Annotated in this window: 10 protein-coding genes and 1 pseudogene; 6 read left to right on the top strand and 5 right to left on the bottom strand. The window is 35.4% G+C overall.

Annotation, left to right across the window (positions count from 1 at the left end; translation table 11 throughout):
• The first annotated feature begins 363 nt into the window (after positions 1–363).
• On the top strand, positions 364–912 hold the full coding sequence (locus DI076_RS08335; RefSeq protein WP_108959464.1) for a DUF4334 domain-containing protein: 549 nt from the start codon (positions 364–366) through the stop codon (positions 910–912).
• 28 nt (positions 913–940) lie between these two features.
• On the opposite strand, the gene DI076_RS08330 is transcribed toward DI076_RS08335, so the two are convergent.
• From DI076_RS08330 to DI076_RS08310, 5 genes are all read right to left on the bottom strand, one after another.
• The gene (locus DI076_RS08330) at positions 941–2,077 is read right to left on the bottom strand and encodes a YheT family hydrolase (RefSeq protein ID WP_108959463.1); all 1,137 of its coding nucleotides are present in this window, start codon (positions 2,075–2,077) and stop codon (positions 941–943) included.
• A 6-nt stretch (positions 2,078–2,083) separates the two neighbouring features.
• Positions 2,084–3,772, bottom strand: coding sequence for a glycoside hydrolase family 2 protein (locus DI076_RS08325; RefSeq protein WP_108959462.1), 1,689 nt, complete (start codon positions 3,770–3,772; stop codon positions 2,084–2,086).
• Between the two features lies 1 nt (position 3,773).
• Positions 3,774–5,102, bottom strand: coding sequence for an MFS transporter (locus DI076_RS08320; RefSeq protein ID WP_108959461.1), 1,329 nt, complete (start codon positions 5,100–5,102; stop codon positions 3,774–3,776).
• 95 nt (positions 5,103–5,197) lie between these two features.
• Positions 5,198–6,733 carry a lipid A deacylase LpxR family protein gene (locus tag DI076_RS08315; RefSeq protein WP_108959460.1) on the bottom strand — a complete coding sequence of 512 codons (1,536 nt, stop codon included), beginning with the start codon at positions 6,731–6,733 and terminating at the stop codon, positions 5,198–5,200.
• Positions 6,734–6,742: 9 nt separating this feature from the next.
• A complete protein-coding gene (locus DI076_RS08310; RefSeq protein WP_108959459.1) occupies positions 6,743–7,060 on the bottom strand; it encodes a DUF3817 domain-containing protein in 318 nt (105 codons plus the stop codon).
• Positions 7,061–7,283: 223 nt separating this feature from the next.
• On the opposite strand from DI076_RS08310, the gene DI076_RS08305 reads away from it, so the two are divergent.
• From DI076_RS08305 to DI076_RS08285, 5 genes and pseudogenes are all read left to right on the top strand, one after another.
• On the top strand, positions 7,284–9,293 hold the full coding sequence (locus tag DI076_RS08305) for a neutral/alkaline non-lysosomal ceramidase N-terminal domain-containing protein (RefSeq protein ID WP_108959458.1): 2,010 nt from the start codon (positions 7,284–7,286) through the stop codon (positions 9,291–9,293).
• Between the two features lie 169 nt (positions 9,294–9,462).
• On the top strand, positions 9,463–10,260 hold the full coding sequence (locus DI076_RS08300) for an SDR family NAD(P)-dependent oxidoreductase (protein ID WP_108959457.1): 798 nt from the start codon (positions 9,463–9,465) through the stop codon (positions 10,258–10,260).
• Between the two features lie 156 nt (positions 10,261–10,416).
• Positions 10,417–10,695 carry a hypothetical protein gene (locus DI076_RS08295; RefSeq protein ID WP_245918341.1) on the top strand — a complete coding sequence of 93 codons (279 nt, stop codon included), beginning with the start codon at positions 10,417–10,419 and terminating at the stop codon, positions 10,693–10,695.
• Between the two features lie 111 nt (positions 10,696–10,806).
• Positions 10,807–13,935, top strand: a pseudogene (locus DI076_RS08290) (HAD-IC family P-type ATPase).
• Between the two features lie 126 nt (positions 13,936–14,061).
• A complete protein-coding gene (locus DI076_RS08285) occupies positions 14,062–15,309 on the top strand; it encodes a response regulator (protein WP_108959455.1) in 1,248 nt (415 codons plus the stop codon).
• Positions 15,310–15,312 lie beyond the last annotated feature (3 nt).

Here is a 15,312-nt window from a genome sequence, read left to right as displayed (position 1 = left end):
ATTGATTGTATAACTTCCATTGCTCGGTTTCTTGAGTTTCCTCTTTTTTTAATACGATTTTGCAAACTCATCAAAGACTGCTTCTATATGGTTTTTCGAATGAAAAGACTAGAACATTATTTCGCATTGCTATTGCCACAATGAATTTTTCCTTATGGTTATTATCATAAATTAAAGGAAGTCCTTTGACTTTCTCCAATCCAATTCTGTTTCAAGAAAAGGAAACAAGGTCAAAAAAACATTCAGAAACAAAGAAAACAAATACAATCTGTTCTTCTTTAAGATTCTAAAAAATCGGATCTTCTTTGGATATATATTTCCTAAAAATGGAGGATTGCAAAAACAGGTATAAGTTATTTATATATGAAAGACAAAAAGCTTGAAACAAGATTTCACGAGATGCGTGCTAAAAAGAACAACTCTGTTGAAGATTCATTTGCACTCTATGATGCATTGGATGTAGTTCCACTGAAAGAAATGATGGGGCGTTGGCATGGATCAGGATTTCATACAGGGCATACTATGGATGGAGCCTTAGAGACATTTAATTGGTATGGAAAGGAATTTGTTGATTCTGAAAATGTTCATCCTTTGGTTTTTAAATCTTTTGGAAAAACATTGTTTAAAGTAAATCCTTCATTAATGCCTGTCAGGTTAGCGACACTCATTCCATCTACAAAACTATGGCCATTACGTTACCTTTTTCTATTAGTTCGATTTTTGTTCCAAACGAAACATTCCAAAGCTCGTGTAAGAGAAATTGAATTTAGAGGAAAAGTTTCATCTGCAATGATCTACGATAATCTTCCGATCCATGACGTTTTTCGAAAGGTAAATGAAAAGACTTTGTTTGGATGTATGGATTATAAAGGAATGAAACAACCTTTCTTTTTTGTATTAGAACGTGATTGATAAGAAGTCAGTATAAAATCGGTTTTTATTAATCAGATTTTTTTGTAGAGATCCAATTAAATACTGACAAAAAATATTCACCAATCAACTGATTCGACCATGATTTGGCAGATAACCCTTCATAAAATGCTATATGGCTACCTCTTTTAGTGTGCACATGTATCGTATTATTGAGGTTTTCGAGCCAATGTAAGTTTTCTAAAACATTCAAATTTACGCATATAGGGTCATCTGCAGCATTTAAAACTAAGAGGGGAGTTTTGATTTGATCTGCAACAAGTATAGGATTTGAATTTTGATAATAGGAGTCTTTATCTTTAAAACCAGAAATGGAATGGAGTTTATCCTGAAATTCTCCAAGTGTTTTAACATTCAATAAATCGTCAGTCCCAGGATTATTTGCAAAAATGTTGTAATGGCGTTTCAGAAAGTAGTTAATCATTCTTTGGCCCATGATCTTGCTATACACAGGGTGGACACGGTGGAATGCTTTTTCAATGTCATACGCAGGAGATACTGCAACCGCTGCTTGGAATAAACTTTTTTGTCCAGCTTCCCCAAGATAACGTGCTAAAAGTCCTGAGCCAGCTGAAATTCCAACACCAAACAAAGGTTTACTTGGGAATTGTTTTCGAATGTGATATAATTGTTCTTTTAAATCGGAAGTTGATCCCATTGTATTGATGATTGGTTTTGTAAGTGGAAGGTTACCGTGTCCTCTTCGGACACAAACTACCACAATCCAATTCAATGTCTTTCTGATATGAGAAACCGTTGATTTAATGTCTTGTTCATCTCCGCTAATTGTATGAAAAACAACAACAATAGGTGTTTTGTCTTTATGATTGACAAATTGGATTCCTGACCAAGCAAGTCCGGTTGTGCCACCATCTTCCATTTGTAAATGTTCAATTTTGTCATAAACAAAATCTTTTGATTTTGATTCGCGAAACATTAGAAGAAACAACATAAAATGGGGATTATAACACCAAATCGTTGGAAAGTACCGTTTTAATAACTTGGGGGTTTCAGAAATAAGTTTCGATGAAAATTCCGTATCAATGAACCGAAGCGTTGGAGATTCAACAACATTGATGAAATAGTTCACTAAGAAAATACAGACGAAAATGAATGAGATTGTGACGTAAATATTTTCAAATATCATTCTTGTTTAATTGTACTTTAGTTTTGAATTCAATTCTTTCATGAATGGAATGTCAAATTTAACAACTTTTCTATCGTAAGTAACAATACCATTAATTTCTTCTTCCACATCGCTCACTTGGGTATAAATTGAGGCACTAAGTCCTTTCGGAATTAATGGTATTAGTTCATTTTCTATCAATTTCTTATATTCATAGTGTAAGGTTTCCTTATTTGGAAGGATTTTGTATCCAAATAATTTTTTGTCATCATAAACATGACCTTCTGTTTTTAAGGAATAGCCACCAAACTCGGATAATACGATTACTCTATCTTCTTTTTTGGGAACCTTTAATTTTTGGTAGTATAGGTGTAAACTTTTTAGCTCACTGCTATTTTTCCCTTGGTCATACCAACCACTTACACTATCAATGGTTCGAGTGGAATCCAGATTTTTTACTTTTTTAGTGAGATTTACACTATCAAATTGTCCCCATCCTTCATTGAATAATACCCAAACAGATAAGGAAACAGTATTGTACAAAAGATTTACTGTTTTGTCCATTTCTACTAAAAATTCTTTTTTCCCTTTTTCATCCGTACGATTTAAGAAGCGATGTTTTGTGTCATCGGTTTTCCATCCAATAAACGGTAGATAGGCGACTTTCCAGGTTTGATAAGGCCCACCTCCACAAACAAAGTCTTGCCAAACTAACATTCCCAATCGATCGCAATGATAGTACCACCGTAATGGTTCAATTTTGATATGTTTTCTTAATGTATTAAATCCCATTTCCTTCATTAATCGGATTTCATTGATCATTGATTCGTCGTCAGGTGGAGTCAATAGCCCTTCTGACCAATAACCTTGGTCAAGAAGTCCATTATGAAAATATGGTTTGTTGTTAAGGTATAATCTCTTAAATTTTCCATCATATCCAATTGAAAATTTACGCATGCCGAAATAAGATGTCACCTCATCGTTTTTGGTTTTGATCCTGATATCGTATAATTTAGGATTTTCGGGAGACCATAAAATCATATTCGGGATTGGTAATGTGCATGTTTTTTTGGAACTTTCTGCAATCACTTCATTCCCATCTAGAATTTGAATCGTTATACCATCAGTATCAGAATTGACTTCCAGTTCTACCGACTTGGTTTCTATGTTAGGTGTTATTTTTATGTTTTGAATATAATCTTCTGGGACACTTTCCAACCAAACAGTTTGCCAGATACCAGATTGAGGTGTGTACCAAATGCCACCACGTTTTAGTTTTTGTTTGCCCCTTGATTGGGTTCCAGTATCCGTTGGGTCTGTAACAGTGAGTCTTATCTCGTTTTTGCCAATTTTAATCGCTTTCGAAACATTAAAGAAGAATGGTAAAAAACCTCCCTGATGGTACCCAACTTCAACTCCATTGATATAACAAATACAGGAATAATCAACAGCTCCAAAATGTAAAAAAGTAATGTCCTTTATAAATTCAGGACTGATATCAAATTCTCTTTTGTAAAACAAAACTTCATTTGGTTTTAGAATCAAATTACCGAGTCCACTCGCTTTTGATTCTGGAGAAAATGGAACAATGATTTTGTGTTGGTATTCGAGACTTTCACCTTGTTTTACATGCCCTAAAAACCATTCTCCATTTAAATTTAGATAACTGTCCCTTTGGAGTTGTGGCCTTGGGTATTCTGTATGAGGTATTTTCATTCTAGTTTTGATTTCCTCGTCTAATTAGCATTAATGGATAAAAGATAAACAAACAAAAGATGGCTCCTGTAATGAAAATCTCTGGAGATGGAACATGCGCTAGGCTTCCATTTGCTGGATCTATATAGGTTAAATTCGTAGATTCGTTAATTTTTTGTCCAATCATTGGTCCAATGAACATTGGAATTAATACAAAGAAGATCATGCGGATTCCTTGTAATTTGCCAGTATTTTCAATTGGTGTATAATCTCTAATTTGAGCTCCAAGAAGTGCTAAAACTTGAACAAATCCTGTAATTAAAACCAAACTAGTAAAACCAACAGATACCATTAAAATTGTAGAATCATATCCTTTTAATGTTTTTGCAACTATATACAAAGATACCATTCCTAAAATATAAATTGAAGAAAATTGAACGAGAAGTTTGTCTTTATCTTTCCCATCAAATTGTTTTCCAAGGAAAATTGTAATGACACTTGCACCTAATATCACACCAGCGAGTACGATAGAATACTGGATGGCATTAAAACTGAGATACTCTTGCATAAATATGATGAGATAGGGCATGTAAATCTGACTTGCAATCCCATAAATTCCCATAGCAATAAAATACAAATACAATCGTTTATGATTTAGAATCACGGAAGTTCTAAAACCGTATACCATATCTGAAATAAAATCTGATTTTTGTGCTTTCAGATCGGGATGATCTTTGATAAACCATAAGCCAATCAAACCAGATAACGACATCAAAGTTCCAACCGCAATGAAAAGTCCAGGGTATCCAAGAGCAATGACGATCATACCAAACCCTCCTGCAACAATTAACATTGCAATCAGTGGCATTGCCGATAAAACACCTTCTGCCAAACTTCTAGCATTGCCCGTATTATCGGTAACATATGCATTAAAGGCAGCATCATTTGCGGTTGATCCAAATGCTGTCATAATACAGTCAAGAGTGATGACAATGGCGATTGTGAGTTGGATGATTTGTGTTTCATCTTTGATCCCAAACCAAAGGCTTGTGTTTTCTTTTGAAATGAAGGCAAAAGATAAGGTAAGAAATCCCCAAAACAAATAACCAAGAGAGATAAAATACTTTCGATTGCCAAGTCGATCAGATAAAATTCCAGCGAACAAAGTGACAAAAGTCGCAACAATTCCACTCAATTGCACCATTAGAGTGACGGAGGATGTACTTTTTGAGATTGTATTGTAGATAAATAAATTGAAGTAAATGTTTTCTACAGACCAAGCGATTTGGCCAACAAGACCGAATAAAATGAGAACAAACCAAAGGCGTCCACTCAAACTGTGATTTTTCATGATCGCCCAGTTTTCCTAAAACTGAGTCTGTTTGGCGACTCTTATTTTTGAATTTGGTTCAAAACTTTAGGCTGATTCAACTACCGATTTGTTCCTTAAAAGACCTTCCCGAGTTGGAAACCAATCCATTGGTGTTGTTGGGGTAATCCTTTTGCTGCTTGGAAATCAATGGTTTGGTAATTGTAATGAAGGCCAAATAAAAATCCTGCATTCGATACCGAAACAAATCCCGCTCGGATAAAACCAACAGCACGTTTTAAGTCTGCAACATAGGTTTTGTTATCTCTATACTCTGCTTCTTCACGTAACAACTGTAATAGGGTTTCTCTTTGTTTCGGATCCAAAATGAATTGAGAGAGAACTTCATAGGAGTAGTATCGAACAATGGGAGGGAGTTTTCCTCCTTCCGGTCTAAAGATCGAATAAATAGCTAATGCTCTTGCATTTGTGGGAATTTGGTCCCATTGTGCTGATAAATTCGATAATAAAAACAATCGAGTTGTTCGCTCAATTTCCTCAGCACCATTAAAGATATTGTTAAAAATTAAATAATTTAATCCAATATTATAAGGATTTGTCGTGCCATTGACCAAAAATTCATTAAACAGGATATAACGTTGTAATGTATTCCTTCCATTATCTTCCGATAACAATCTATATTGTAACTCTTTTTCCCCCACATCGGGAGTTGGGTTGTTTAAGAAACTATCCCAGTTACTAAACGCAGAACTTCTGTTTTGTGATTTATAACCTTTATCCGAACCCATTTGCCCTTGGATCGTCGCATTGTATGCTTGTAATGTGCCACCTGGATTCACATAAAAATACCAATACCCTTTTCCATCTTCGTGAAGGATGGGAGATCCTGGTTGGAGTGCTGAACTACCCGGCCCTGGTGTTTTATCCACATTACCAAAGCGAAAAATAAGTCCAAAAGAAACATCTGTTTGGATATTTCCTAAATTTACATTGTATTGGGTTCCAAAAAATCGATGATAAAATTTTCGAATATCTGTCTTTAAGGCAACGGAATAGGAATCTGGTATTTGTGTGTCCCAACCTTGCGGAGTAGGGGAACCTATGAAGTTATGAAAATTGATTTGTGCTGATTTCCCACCAACCGATGGTCCTATCATACCTAACTCAAGTTCTGTGGTAATGCTTGTATCTTCCGTAAAGGTTGTTAGTGAATTTGTAAAATAACCTCTGCTCGAATATGGCCTATCTCCATAGGACACATCCGCCTTTGTGATATTTGTAGGTGTGTAAAATTCCTGTCCTACTGCAAAACCTTGTAGATACCTTGTTTTTTCGTTTGGTGTGATAAATAAATCATTCCAATAACTGAAAACTCTTCTAGTAGGATTCGATTCCCCCGCACTCATATGAAATTCTAATCTTGATCCATTTGTATAGTATCGATCTGAAAAACCACCAAATGCATCATTTTCCATGATCAAACGAAGTTGGTACTGGTCAGGATTGTTTGGTTTAGTCCTTTCAACTTCGATTGGTGGTTCAACAACTGGTTTAATCAAAGATTGTTTTTTATTTTGTTTTGACTGCGCATATGATAAATCAACTAACAAAAAGTATATGAAGATTGGTAGGAGAATCTTTATTGTATTCATAGTTCAGTTTTAAAGGTTTTGCTCATTATCTGGTTTTAGGTATAAATATTTTTCAGCCCAAAACGTTCCAAAGGGAACCACAGATGCAAGTGCTGCGAGGAAAGTTTTTTTCATCTTCCAATTTAGTTCTACTTTCACTTGGAATAATTCTACTAGATACAAAAGAAACAAAAGACCATGTACAAGTCCCACAACTTTATTTGGTTCTGGGTTATGGTAGATATACTTAAGTGGCATCGTTACAAATAGAATTGTTAAAAAGGAAACTCCTTCCAAAAATGCCAAGATTCGGAACCTACCTAATTTGGTTTTGATTAGAGTGATCATAAAACTCCTCATGTTTTGCTATCACCAGCATACGTGGTGACCTGGAATTCGTCCGTACATTCTTTGTGACCAAATGTTTCGAATGGTTCTCTGAAAACCAAATCTTTCGCCATTTGTTCTTTTTTGAACGAAAAAACTTCTTCTCCTAGAATTTCATTCTGATCTGATTAGTCGACATTTGTTCGGGATTGACATTTTCTTGGAACCACATAAAAAGAGAAGGATGAAAATTCGGAACTACCTTTCCTTCTTTCTTTTTTTTACCCTTCCTCTAATGGCAAATGAGTCAGGGTCGTTTTTTGCTGGCATGGCTAAAAAAGACATCACAGGCCCTCCGGTTGGTGTTATGTTTTGGGGTTATGCCCGCGAAGACCAAACAGGAATGGGAATCCAAACCAGACAATATGCACGTGCATTGGTACTCGAGGATAAAACGACCCAAAAACCATTTGCCTATGTCACAGCAGAAGTGGGAGGGATTCCATTTGAAATCCAAAGAGAAGTTGTATCTAAATTACAAAGGGAAGTAGATCCAAATTTTCATTTGGGGAATGTATTATTAAATGCATCTCATACCCATAGTGGTCCTGCAGGGCATTTTCATTATTCTGAAATTTCCTTTTATTCCACACAATTTTATGGTGACTCCTATGTTGTGTTACGCGATGGAATTTTCGAAGCCATCAAAGAAGCCTATCAAAAAAGAAAACCAGCTGAATTAAAAATTGGTAAAACTTATGTGAAAGATGCAGGTGTGAATCGAAGTTTGTCTGCTTATATGGCAAATCCAGAATCAGAAAGGAAATTATACCCAGACAATATAGACAAAGAGATGGTACAACTCAATGTTTTTGTAGAAGGAAAAGCAATTGGGTTTGTGAATTGGTATGGTGTACATCCGACTAACATAACATTTGATAATCGATTGATTTCTTCAGACAATAAAGGAATCGCATCTTTACTTGCAGAAAAAGAAGCATTCAAAAATGGAGATCCATCTTTTGTTGCCATTTTTGCACAAGCTAATGAAGGAGATGTATCTCCAAATTTAAACTTGGACAATACGGGGCCAGGGAAAGATATTTATGATAGTAGTTTTATCATTGGGAAACGACAGTTTTTAGCAAGCCAGGAGATTTTAAAATCGAATGGAAAAACGTTAAAAGGTGGACTTCAATTTTCTCATACTTTTATCGATATGAGCAAACACCCAGTTAGAAGTGAATTCTCAGGGACTGGAAAAACTGAGTATACTTGTCCTTCTGCATACGGATATGCTTTTGCTGCAGGGTCAACGGAAGAAGGGGGTGGTCATTGGTTATTCCATGAAGGTATGACCGAGAAAAATCGAAAATTCTATATCGATTGGATCGCTAAATTTATGTTACAGTCACCTTCCGAAGAACTAAGAGAGTGTCAAAAACCAAAAGCAGTTTTATTCCCTATGGGTGAAACAAAACCACTTCCAAGTTTACCTCAAATATTACCATATGGAATTGTGTTAGTTGGTGATTTGTCAATACTTGTTTTACCCCACGAAGTCACAACAATGTCCAGCCGTAGATTAAAAAAAGAGGTAAAAGTCGTTATGAAAGATAAAATTTCTGAAATTGTTTTATCTGGATTAACAAATGATTTTTCTGGATACATTACAACTCCAGAAGAATATTCTACGCAAAATTATGAAGGAGGACACACATTACATGGATCACAAAGTCTAAATGCTTTACGCCAAGAATTTTCTAAAATGGCATCTGACCTTCTAAAAGGATTAGAATTTTCGAAAACTTCAACTTCGAATCCAATGCCACTCGATTTAACTGATCGTATCCACCCCTTAAAACTTCCTGATTCAGAAATTGTTTCTGAGATACCAAAACAGGTGTTAAAGCCAAATTTTGGTGTTTACAAAAAAGGGAACCAAGTGGAATGTCGGGTGAATGCGGTGAGCCCCAATATTGGATATCCGAAGGTCACTTCTTACCTTTGGCTTGAAAAAAAAGAAGGAACAGATTGGAAACGTGTGAAATCAGATGCTGATTTTGATACAAAATTTGTGTTTCACAAACCAGGATTTTTTGACAAAGGGATTGGCAAATTAGATCTCATTTGGGAATCAAGTGATTCTGAATCGGAAGGAGAATACCGATTGGTACATGAAGGAATTTACTTATCAAGTGATTTGAAAAAAAATCCTTACCGAGTGGAGTGCCCTTCTTTCCAATTACGATAAACGCAAATCAAAAGGATGTGTCTGTTCTTTATTCAAAGAAGAGACCATCTGATTCCTATCACTTCAAACCTTGACGATACAATCTTTTAACTCTTTGAAAAACAAGTTGTGAAAAATACCTAACGTATAAAATTTTCTCAGATTTATTTTTTCGGAATAAGGGGAATCTATGAACGAATTTTACCGAGATGAATGGGTTTGGATCACAGGTGCCTCTTCCGGGATTGGGAAGGAATTGGTGAAACAGGCTTCTTTTCAAAATGCAAAACTCTTACTCGCATCCCGAAAAACAAAAGATTTGGAACAAATTGCCAAAGAACTTGGATTAGAAAAAGGGAAATATGCAATTGAAAAATTGGATCTCGAAAACTATAAACAAGTTTCTATTTTTACCAAACGATGCCTTAAAAAATATGGAGTACCGAAGGTAGTCATCCATAATGGTGGGATTAGCCAAAGGTCCTATACAAGGGAAACCAATTTAACTACGATCGAAAAAATCATGAATACTAACTTTTATGGTGCTGTTGAGCTAACGCGCGCTATACTACCTGAAATTAAAAAACCAATTCATTTTGCAGTGATTTCAAGTGTCGCAGGAAAAATGGGAAGTCCTTTACGTTCTGCATATTCTGCATCTAAATTTGCTCTTGTGGGTTTTTTCCATTCGTTACGAGCAGAAGAAGAAAAATCGGGAGTATTTGTAACAATGGTTTATCCAGGTTTTATTCAAACCAATATCTCAAAAAATGCATTACAAGGTGATGGATCTTCCACTGGAAAGATGGATTCTGTGATTGAATCTGGATTACCTGTCCAATTATGCGCGCATCGAATCCTTCATGCAGTCGCCAATAACCAACGTGAAGTTGTGATTGCAGGGATCAAAGAAAAGTTTGGTTTGTTTTTACAAACATTGATTCCTTCTTTGTTTTTTAAAATGATCCAGAACGTAAAAGTAAGATAGGAGATTTGTGTTTTGAAACAAAAGGTTTTTTACCTATTCATGGTTGTTTTCTTGAGTGTGAATCTGTTTTCTCAGAATGTTGTTTTGGATTACAAAACTAAGTCTAAAAGTAATGAAATAGAAAGAACCTATTTGCTTGATTTATTAAGAGCGAGAATGTCCAACAAATTCAAACAGGAATTTATCTTTGTAGTCGAACATTTTAAAGTTTCTGGAGATTATGCTTGGTTTCGTGGAATTGCAAAACGAAAAGATGGAAGAGAAATCGAACTTGCTGAAGATTTAGCTTATGATTGTTGCCATGTAGAAGCTTTGTACAAAAAAAATAATGGGAAATGGCAATTATCAGAATCAGCAGCTTTTAGTACAGATGTTTGGTGGGAAGGAATCCAACAACGTTATCCAAAAGCACCAAAGGAAATTTTCCAAGAATAAACAATTGTAAGTAAAATTGCACTTCATATAGTAATTTTACTTTTTTTGACTTCAAAACTTTAAAATGAAAAAATGGATAGAAATTTGTTCCTTTAAGGTCTCAATAGATCCATGTTACTGGAATACTTAAATGTTGATTCCATTCAAATTTTGAATGATTCAAAAACTTGGGATGATGTTCACACTGCATTATTAAGTAAAATTAGAGAGTTGGAAATCCAAGAAGAAATCCAATTCCATTTTCATTCGATTCCGAACCAAACGTTTGAATCCCTCGGACAAAGTATTCTCATCCCACATTTTCGTTCAAAAAAAATCAAAACTCCCGAATTGTTTTTGTTCGTAATTCCCAAAGGAATCTCAGTTGGGGAACAGAAAATCAGGTTGGTATTATTTCAAATGATACCAGAAAACTTACCTTCTCTTCATCTGCGATTGTTACATGGACTTTCTTCTCTATTACCTCAAATTTTTGATGAACTAATGGTCTGCAAAAAAGAAGCAGAGGTTCTGGATGTAGTGCAACGCGGTGAAGTGAACATGAAACCAAGTTATAAAAACTTGAACCAAGCACAAATTGCATTTGAATTACAAACCGACATAGAATTGGGCTTAAGTGAAAAAGAAGCAAAAGTTCGACTACAAACATTTGGTAAAAATGTAATCGAAAAAGAAAAGTCTGTTCCCATGATCTGGAAATTCATCAAAAGTTTTTTTAATCTTTTTGCTGTTTTATTATGGGTAGCAACTGGGCTTTGTTTTGTTCCAGGAGTCGACATGCCAGAGTTAGGTGTCGCAATTTTTATTGTTGTACTCATCAATGGTATTTTTTCATTTTTTCAGGAATCAAAATCGGATCATGCAGTTGAAGCCTTACGTAAGTTACTGGCAAATGAATGTCCAGTGATTCGTGACGGAAAGATTGTAACGATTCCTGCTGATGAAATTGTACCTGGTGATGTGATTGTATTGGCAGAAGGTGATATTGTACCTGCTGATTGTCGGATCATTGAATCAGAAGATGTGGAAGTAGACAATTCTTCTTTAACTGGGGAATCCACCTCTGCAAGGAGGTATAAATCGGAAGGTGAAATCGTTTTAGAAGGAAAGTTTTTATGGTTAGAGATGCCAAATATTCTTTTTGCTGGGAGTTCACTGATCAAAGGCAAAACAAAAGCTGTCGTATTTGGAACAGGCCAATCAACAGAGATTGGTCAAATTGCGGGACTCACTTCTAAAATTAAAAGAGTCGAAAGTCCTCTTCAAATCCAATTAAGACAAACTGTCATTTCGATTTCATTATTTGCATTTAGCATTGGAGTGATCTTTTTAATCCTTGGGTATTGGGTTGCTGGACTTAGTTTTGTCCAAGCATTTTTATTTTTTATAGGAATCTTCGTTGCAAACGTCCCTGAAGGATTACTGCCTACCGTGACTTTGTCTCTTGCCTTAGGTGTCTCACGAATGGCAAAACGAAATGCGATTCTAAAAGATTTGTCGAGTGTAGAAACATTGGGTTGTACAACAGTGATTTGTTCCGACAAAACAGGTACACTCACTCAGAATCAAATGCGTGTTGTTGAGGTTTATTTTGATTCGAAGAATGTTTCTCCTGATGACTTAACAAAACTAGAAGGAAGTCAATTGTTAATTGAATGTGGTTATTATTGTAATAATGCTTCGCTCGAACCAAATCCTTTAGGAGACCCCACTGAGTTAGCTTTGTTGTATTTGGCATCAGGGAGGATTGTAAATACATCAGGAAAAAGAATTTTAACCAATGGATTTGATTCTGTTCGGAAACGAATGAGTGTGATCCTAACAAAAGAGAATTTTACAACTGCATTCGCAAAAGGAGGACCCGGAGAAATTCTCTCAATTTGTTCTCATGTTTATGAAAATGGAAGTGTTGTACTTTTGGATGAAGAGAGGAGGAAAAAATTACAAACTGCTTCCGATGCTTCGGCAAGACTAGGAAATAGAATCTTAGCTTTCTCATATAAACTATACACAAATAAAATTGATTCATTGGATTCCATCACTGAATCGGATGTTGAATCCAATATGGTATATTTAGGACATTGTTGTTTGGCAGATCCAATCCGGCCTAAGGTACCAGAAGCCATAAAAAAATGCCATACAGCGGGGATTCGGATTCTGATGATCACGGGAGATCATCCTTTGACTGCGGAATCGGTTGGCCATTCTATTGGAATTGGGGGAGAAAAACCTGTTGTGATTACAGGGGTCCAGCTGGATCAAATGTCGGATACAAGTTTGAAGGAGTGGGTGAGAAAAGGAGAGCCAATTTTTGCACGTGTTTCTCCATCTTAAAAATTAAGAATTGTCACCATATTGCAAGAGTTAGGTGAAATTGTTGCCGTCACCGGAGATGGAGTCAATGATGGACCCGCTTTGAAAAAAGCAGATATTGGAATTGCAATGGGGAAAAGAGGAACAGAAGTTGCGAAGGAAGCAGCAAGGATGATCATTGTGGATGATGATTTTGCAACCATTGTATCCGCAATTGAAGAAGGCAGAGGGGTATTTGATAATATACGAAAATTCTCAGCATATGTTTTAAATTCTAACCCACAAGAATTAATTCCATTTTTACTTTGGGCCATGTTCCCAGGGTTTCCCTTGTTAATGACAGTGATGGGAGTCCTTGCTGTGGATGTGGGGACCGACTTAATCCCTGCTATGGGACTCGGGTCAGAACCACCAGAAAAAGGAATTATGAACCGATCTCCTAGAAATCGAAATGAAAAATTAATCTCTTTAGGATTTATACTCAGATCGTATCTGAAAGAGGGGATGATTCTGTTTGGGGCTTGTATTAGTACTTATTTTTACTTTGTATACACCGAGTGTGGTGGTGTGATGCCATCATCTCCCGAAGGATTGAATATGGCAAAAGCAAGTCCTGAATATTTACAGTCATTAACAGCATTCTTCTTTCCTACAATTACCGTGCAAATTGCCAATGTATTAACGAAAAGGTCGAGAATTGAATCTGTGTTCCAAATGAATTTATTTTCAAATCACATCATATGGATTGGAATTGGATTTTCATTCCTGTTATGTTATTTGTTCTTTTATACTTCTTTAAGTTCGATTTATTATTTTGCACCTCTGCCGATTCATGTTTACGTATTTTCCTTTCACGGAACACTGGTTTTGTTACTGTATTCAGAAATTGTAAAATACTTTAGAAGAAAAAAACTAGTCTATACTTAGAATCATTCTTAAGTAATGCGCTAGGTAATGTACGAGTCGATCGCTTTCAGTGAAAAAACGCTGATTCCAGTAACTTTCATAGACTCTTAACCGATTCATTGGATCGAGTTAGAGAAAGGATCCATTTTGGAAGGGAAACGTATATTAGTTGCAGAAGATGATGCAGTTTTAGGTTATTATTTAAAACAACAACTAACAGCACTTGGTTACCAAGTAGTTCATGCAAAAGATGGTAAAATAGCTTTGCAGTATTTTCAGGACAATCCATTTCCTGTTGTCATTACAGATCATGAAATGCCAGGTTTGAATGGCGAAGAATTGATTACAGCTTTAAATGCAAATGATGTTGAACCTGTTATCATCATGATCACAGGCAATACGGATCCTAAATTTATCGTAAAAATGATGAAGTTAGGGATTTTTGATTATATCATAAAACCAATTCAAGAATATGAAATCTCTATCAAAGTAAAACGTGCATTTGAATTTTATGGAATGAAACGTGTTGAGACAATCTCACGTAAAGAACAACAATTGAGATTAGAAGGCCAGCTTGAATGGATCCAATGGAAAGAAAAGATGAGTTCTGTTGGAAAATTCAAGAGACAGAACCAAAATCTTTTTGAAAGTTTAAAACATAGTTTTTGCCAAGGTGCTGGTTTTGGTGCTTTAGTTTCCATTTTAAAAATGATTCGAGATAGTTGTGAGTTTGATGGAAAGTTTTATAAAATTGAATCAGAGTTAATGGAGTTAATCCAAACAAACGCAGATATGGCAGAGAAATCATTAAATCAATTTGCGGAAATTGATTCATTGATAAACTCAGATGTATCCCTAGAAAAATATACAATCCAAGAGTTTTATCTGGAATTAAAAACTTGGCTCGATGAAATTTCATATATTCTTAATGTTCAGAATCACAAAGCTGTTATCAGTGACATCAATCAAAACCATTCAGTGAAATTTTTATTAGTGAATGGAATCTGTTTTAAAAAATCATTTATAGAGATTATGACAAATGCTTGTAAGTTCTCTGTTCCAAATTCCACGATCACAGTCATTATTAAAGTGGAACAGGATTGGTTTAAATGTGCTGTATACAACGAACCAATCCCGAATTTTGACGGTACAATTGGTATTCCAATTCAATATGAGCATTTGATTTTTGAGCCATTTTATCGTTTGTCAAAAAATGTTTTTGAACAGTATCGAACTTTAGACTATGGATTAGGATTGAGTTATGTCGATACCTGTAGCAAAAAACATAATGGCAAAATTTCTATTTTTAATGTGAAAGACCACTTGGATTGGAATGGAAATCCGAAAACCAAAGTAGCCTTTCAAATTGCTTTACCAATCCAACATGTAAACTAAGCA

The organism is Leptospira ellinghausenii, assembly GCF_003114815.1.
Classification (GTDB): Bacteria; Spirochaetota; Leptospiria; order Leptospirales; family Leptospiraceae; genus Leptospira_A; species Leptospira_A ellinghausenii.
This window is presented reverse-complemented; position numbering and strand designations above follow the sequence as displayed.

What these genes read in the sequence shown, in the direction of transcription:
- DI076_RS08335 (WP_108959464.1), top strand. Translation starts at nt 364, where the DNA reads ATGAAAGACAAAAAGCTTGAAACAAGATTTCACGAGATGCGTGCTAAA.
- DI076_RS08330 (WP_108959463.1), bottom strand. Translation starts at nt 2,077, where the DNA reads ATGATATTTGAAAATATTTACGTCACAATCTCATTCATTTTCGTCTGT.
- DI076_RS08325 (WP_108959462.1), bottom strand. Translation starts at nt 3,772, where the DNA reads ATGAAAATACCTCATACAGAATACCCAAGGCCACAACTCCAAAGGGAC.
- DI076_RS08320 (WP_108959461.1), bottom strand. Translation starts at nt 5,102, where the DNA reads ATGAAAAATCACAGTTTGAGTGGACGCCTTTGGTTTGTTCTCATTTTA.
- DI076_RS08315 (WP_108959460.1), bottom strand. Translation starts at nt 6,733, where the DNA reads ATGAATACAATAAAGATTCTCCTACCAATCTTCATATACTTTTTGTTA.
- DI076_RS08310 (WP_108959459.1), bottom strand. Translation starts at nt 7,060, where the DNA reads ATGATCACTCTAATCAAAACCAAATTAGGTAGGTTCCGAATCTTGGCA.
- DI076_RS08305 (WP_108959458.1), top strand. Translation starts at nt 7,284, where the DNA reads ATGAAAATTCGGAACTACCTTTCCTTCTTTCTTTTTTTTACCCTTCCT.
- DI076_RS08300 (WP_108959457.1), top strand. Translation starts at nt 9,463, where the DNA reads ATGAACGAATTTTACCGAGATGAATGGGTTTGGATCACAGGTGCCTCT.
- DI076_RS08295 (WP_245918341.1), top strand. Translation starts at nt 10,417, where the DNA reads ATGTCCAACAAATTCAAACAGGAATTTATCTTTGTAGTCGAACATTTT.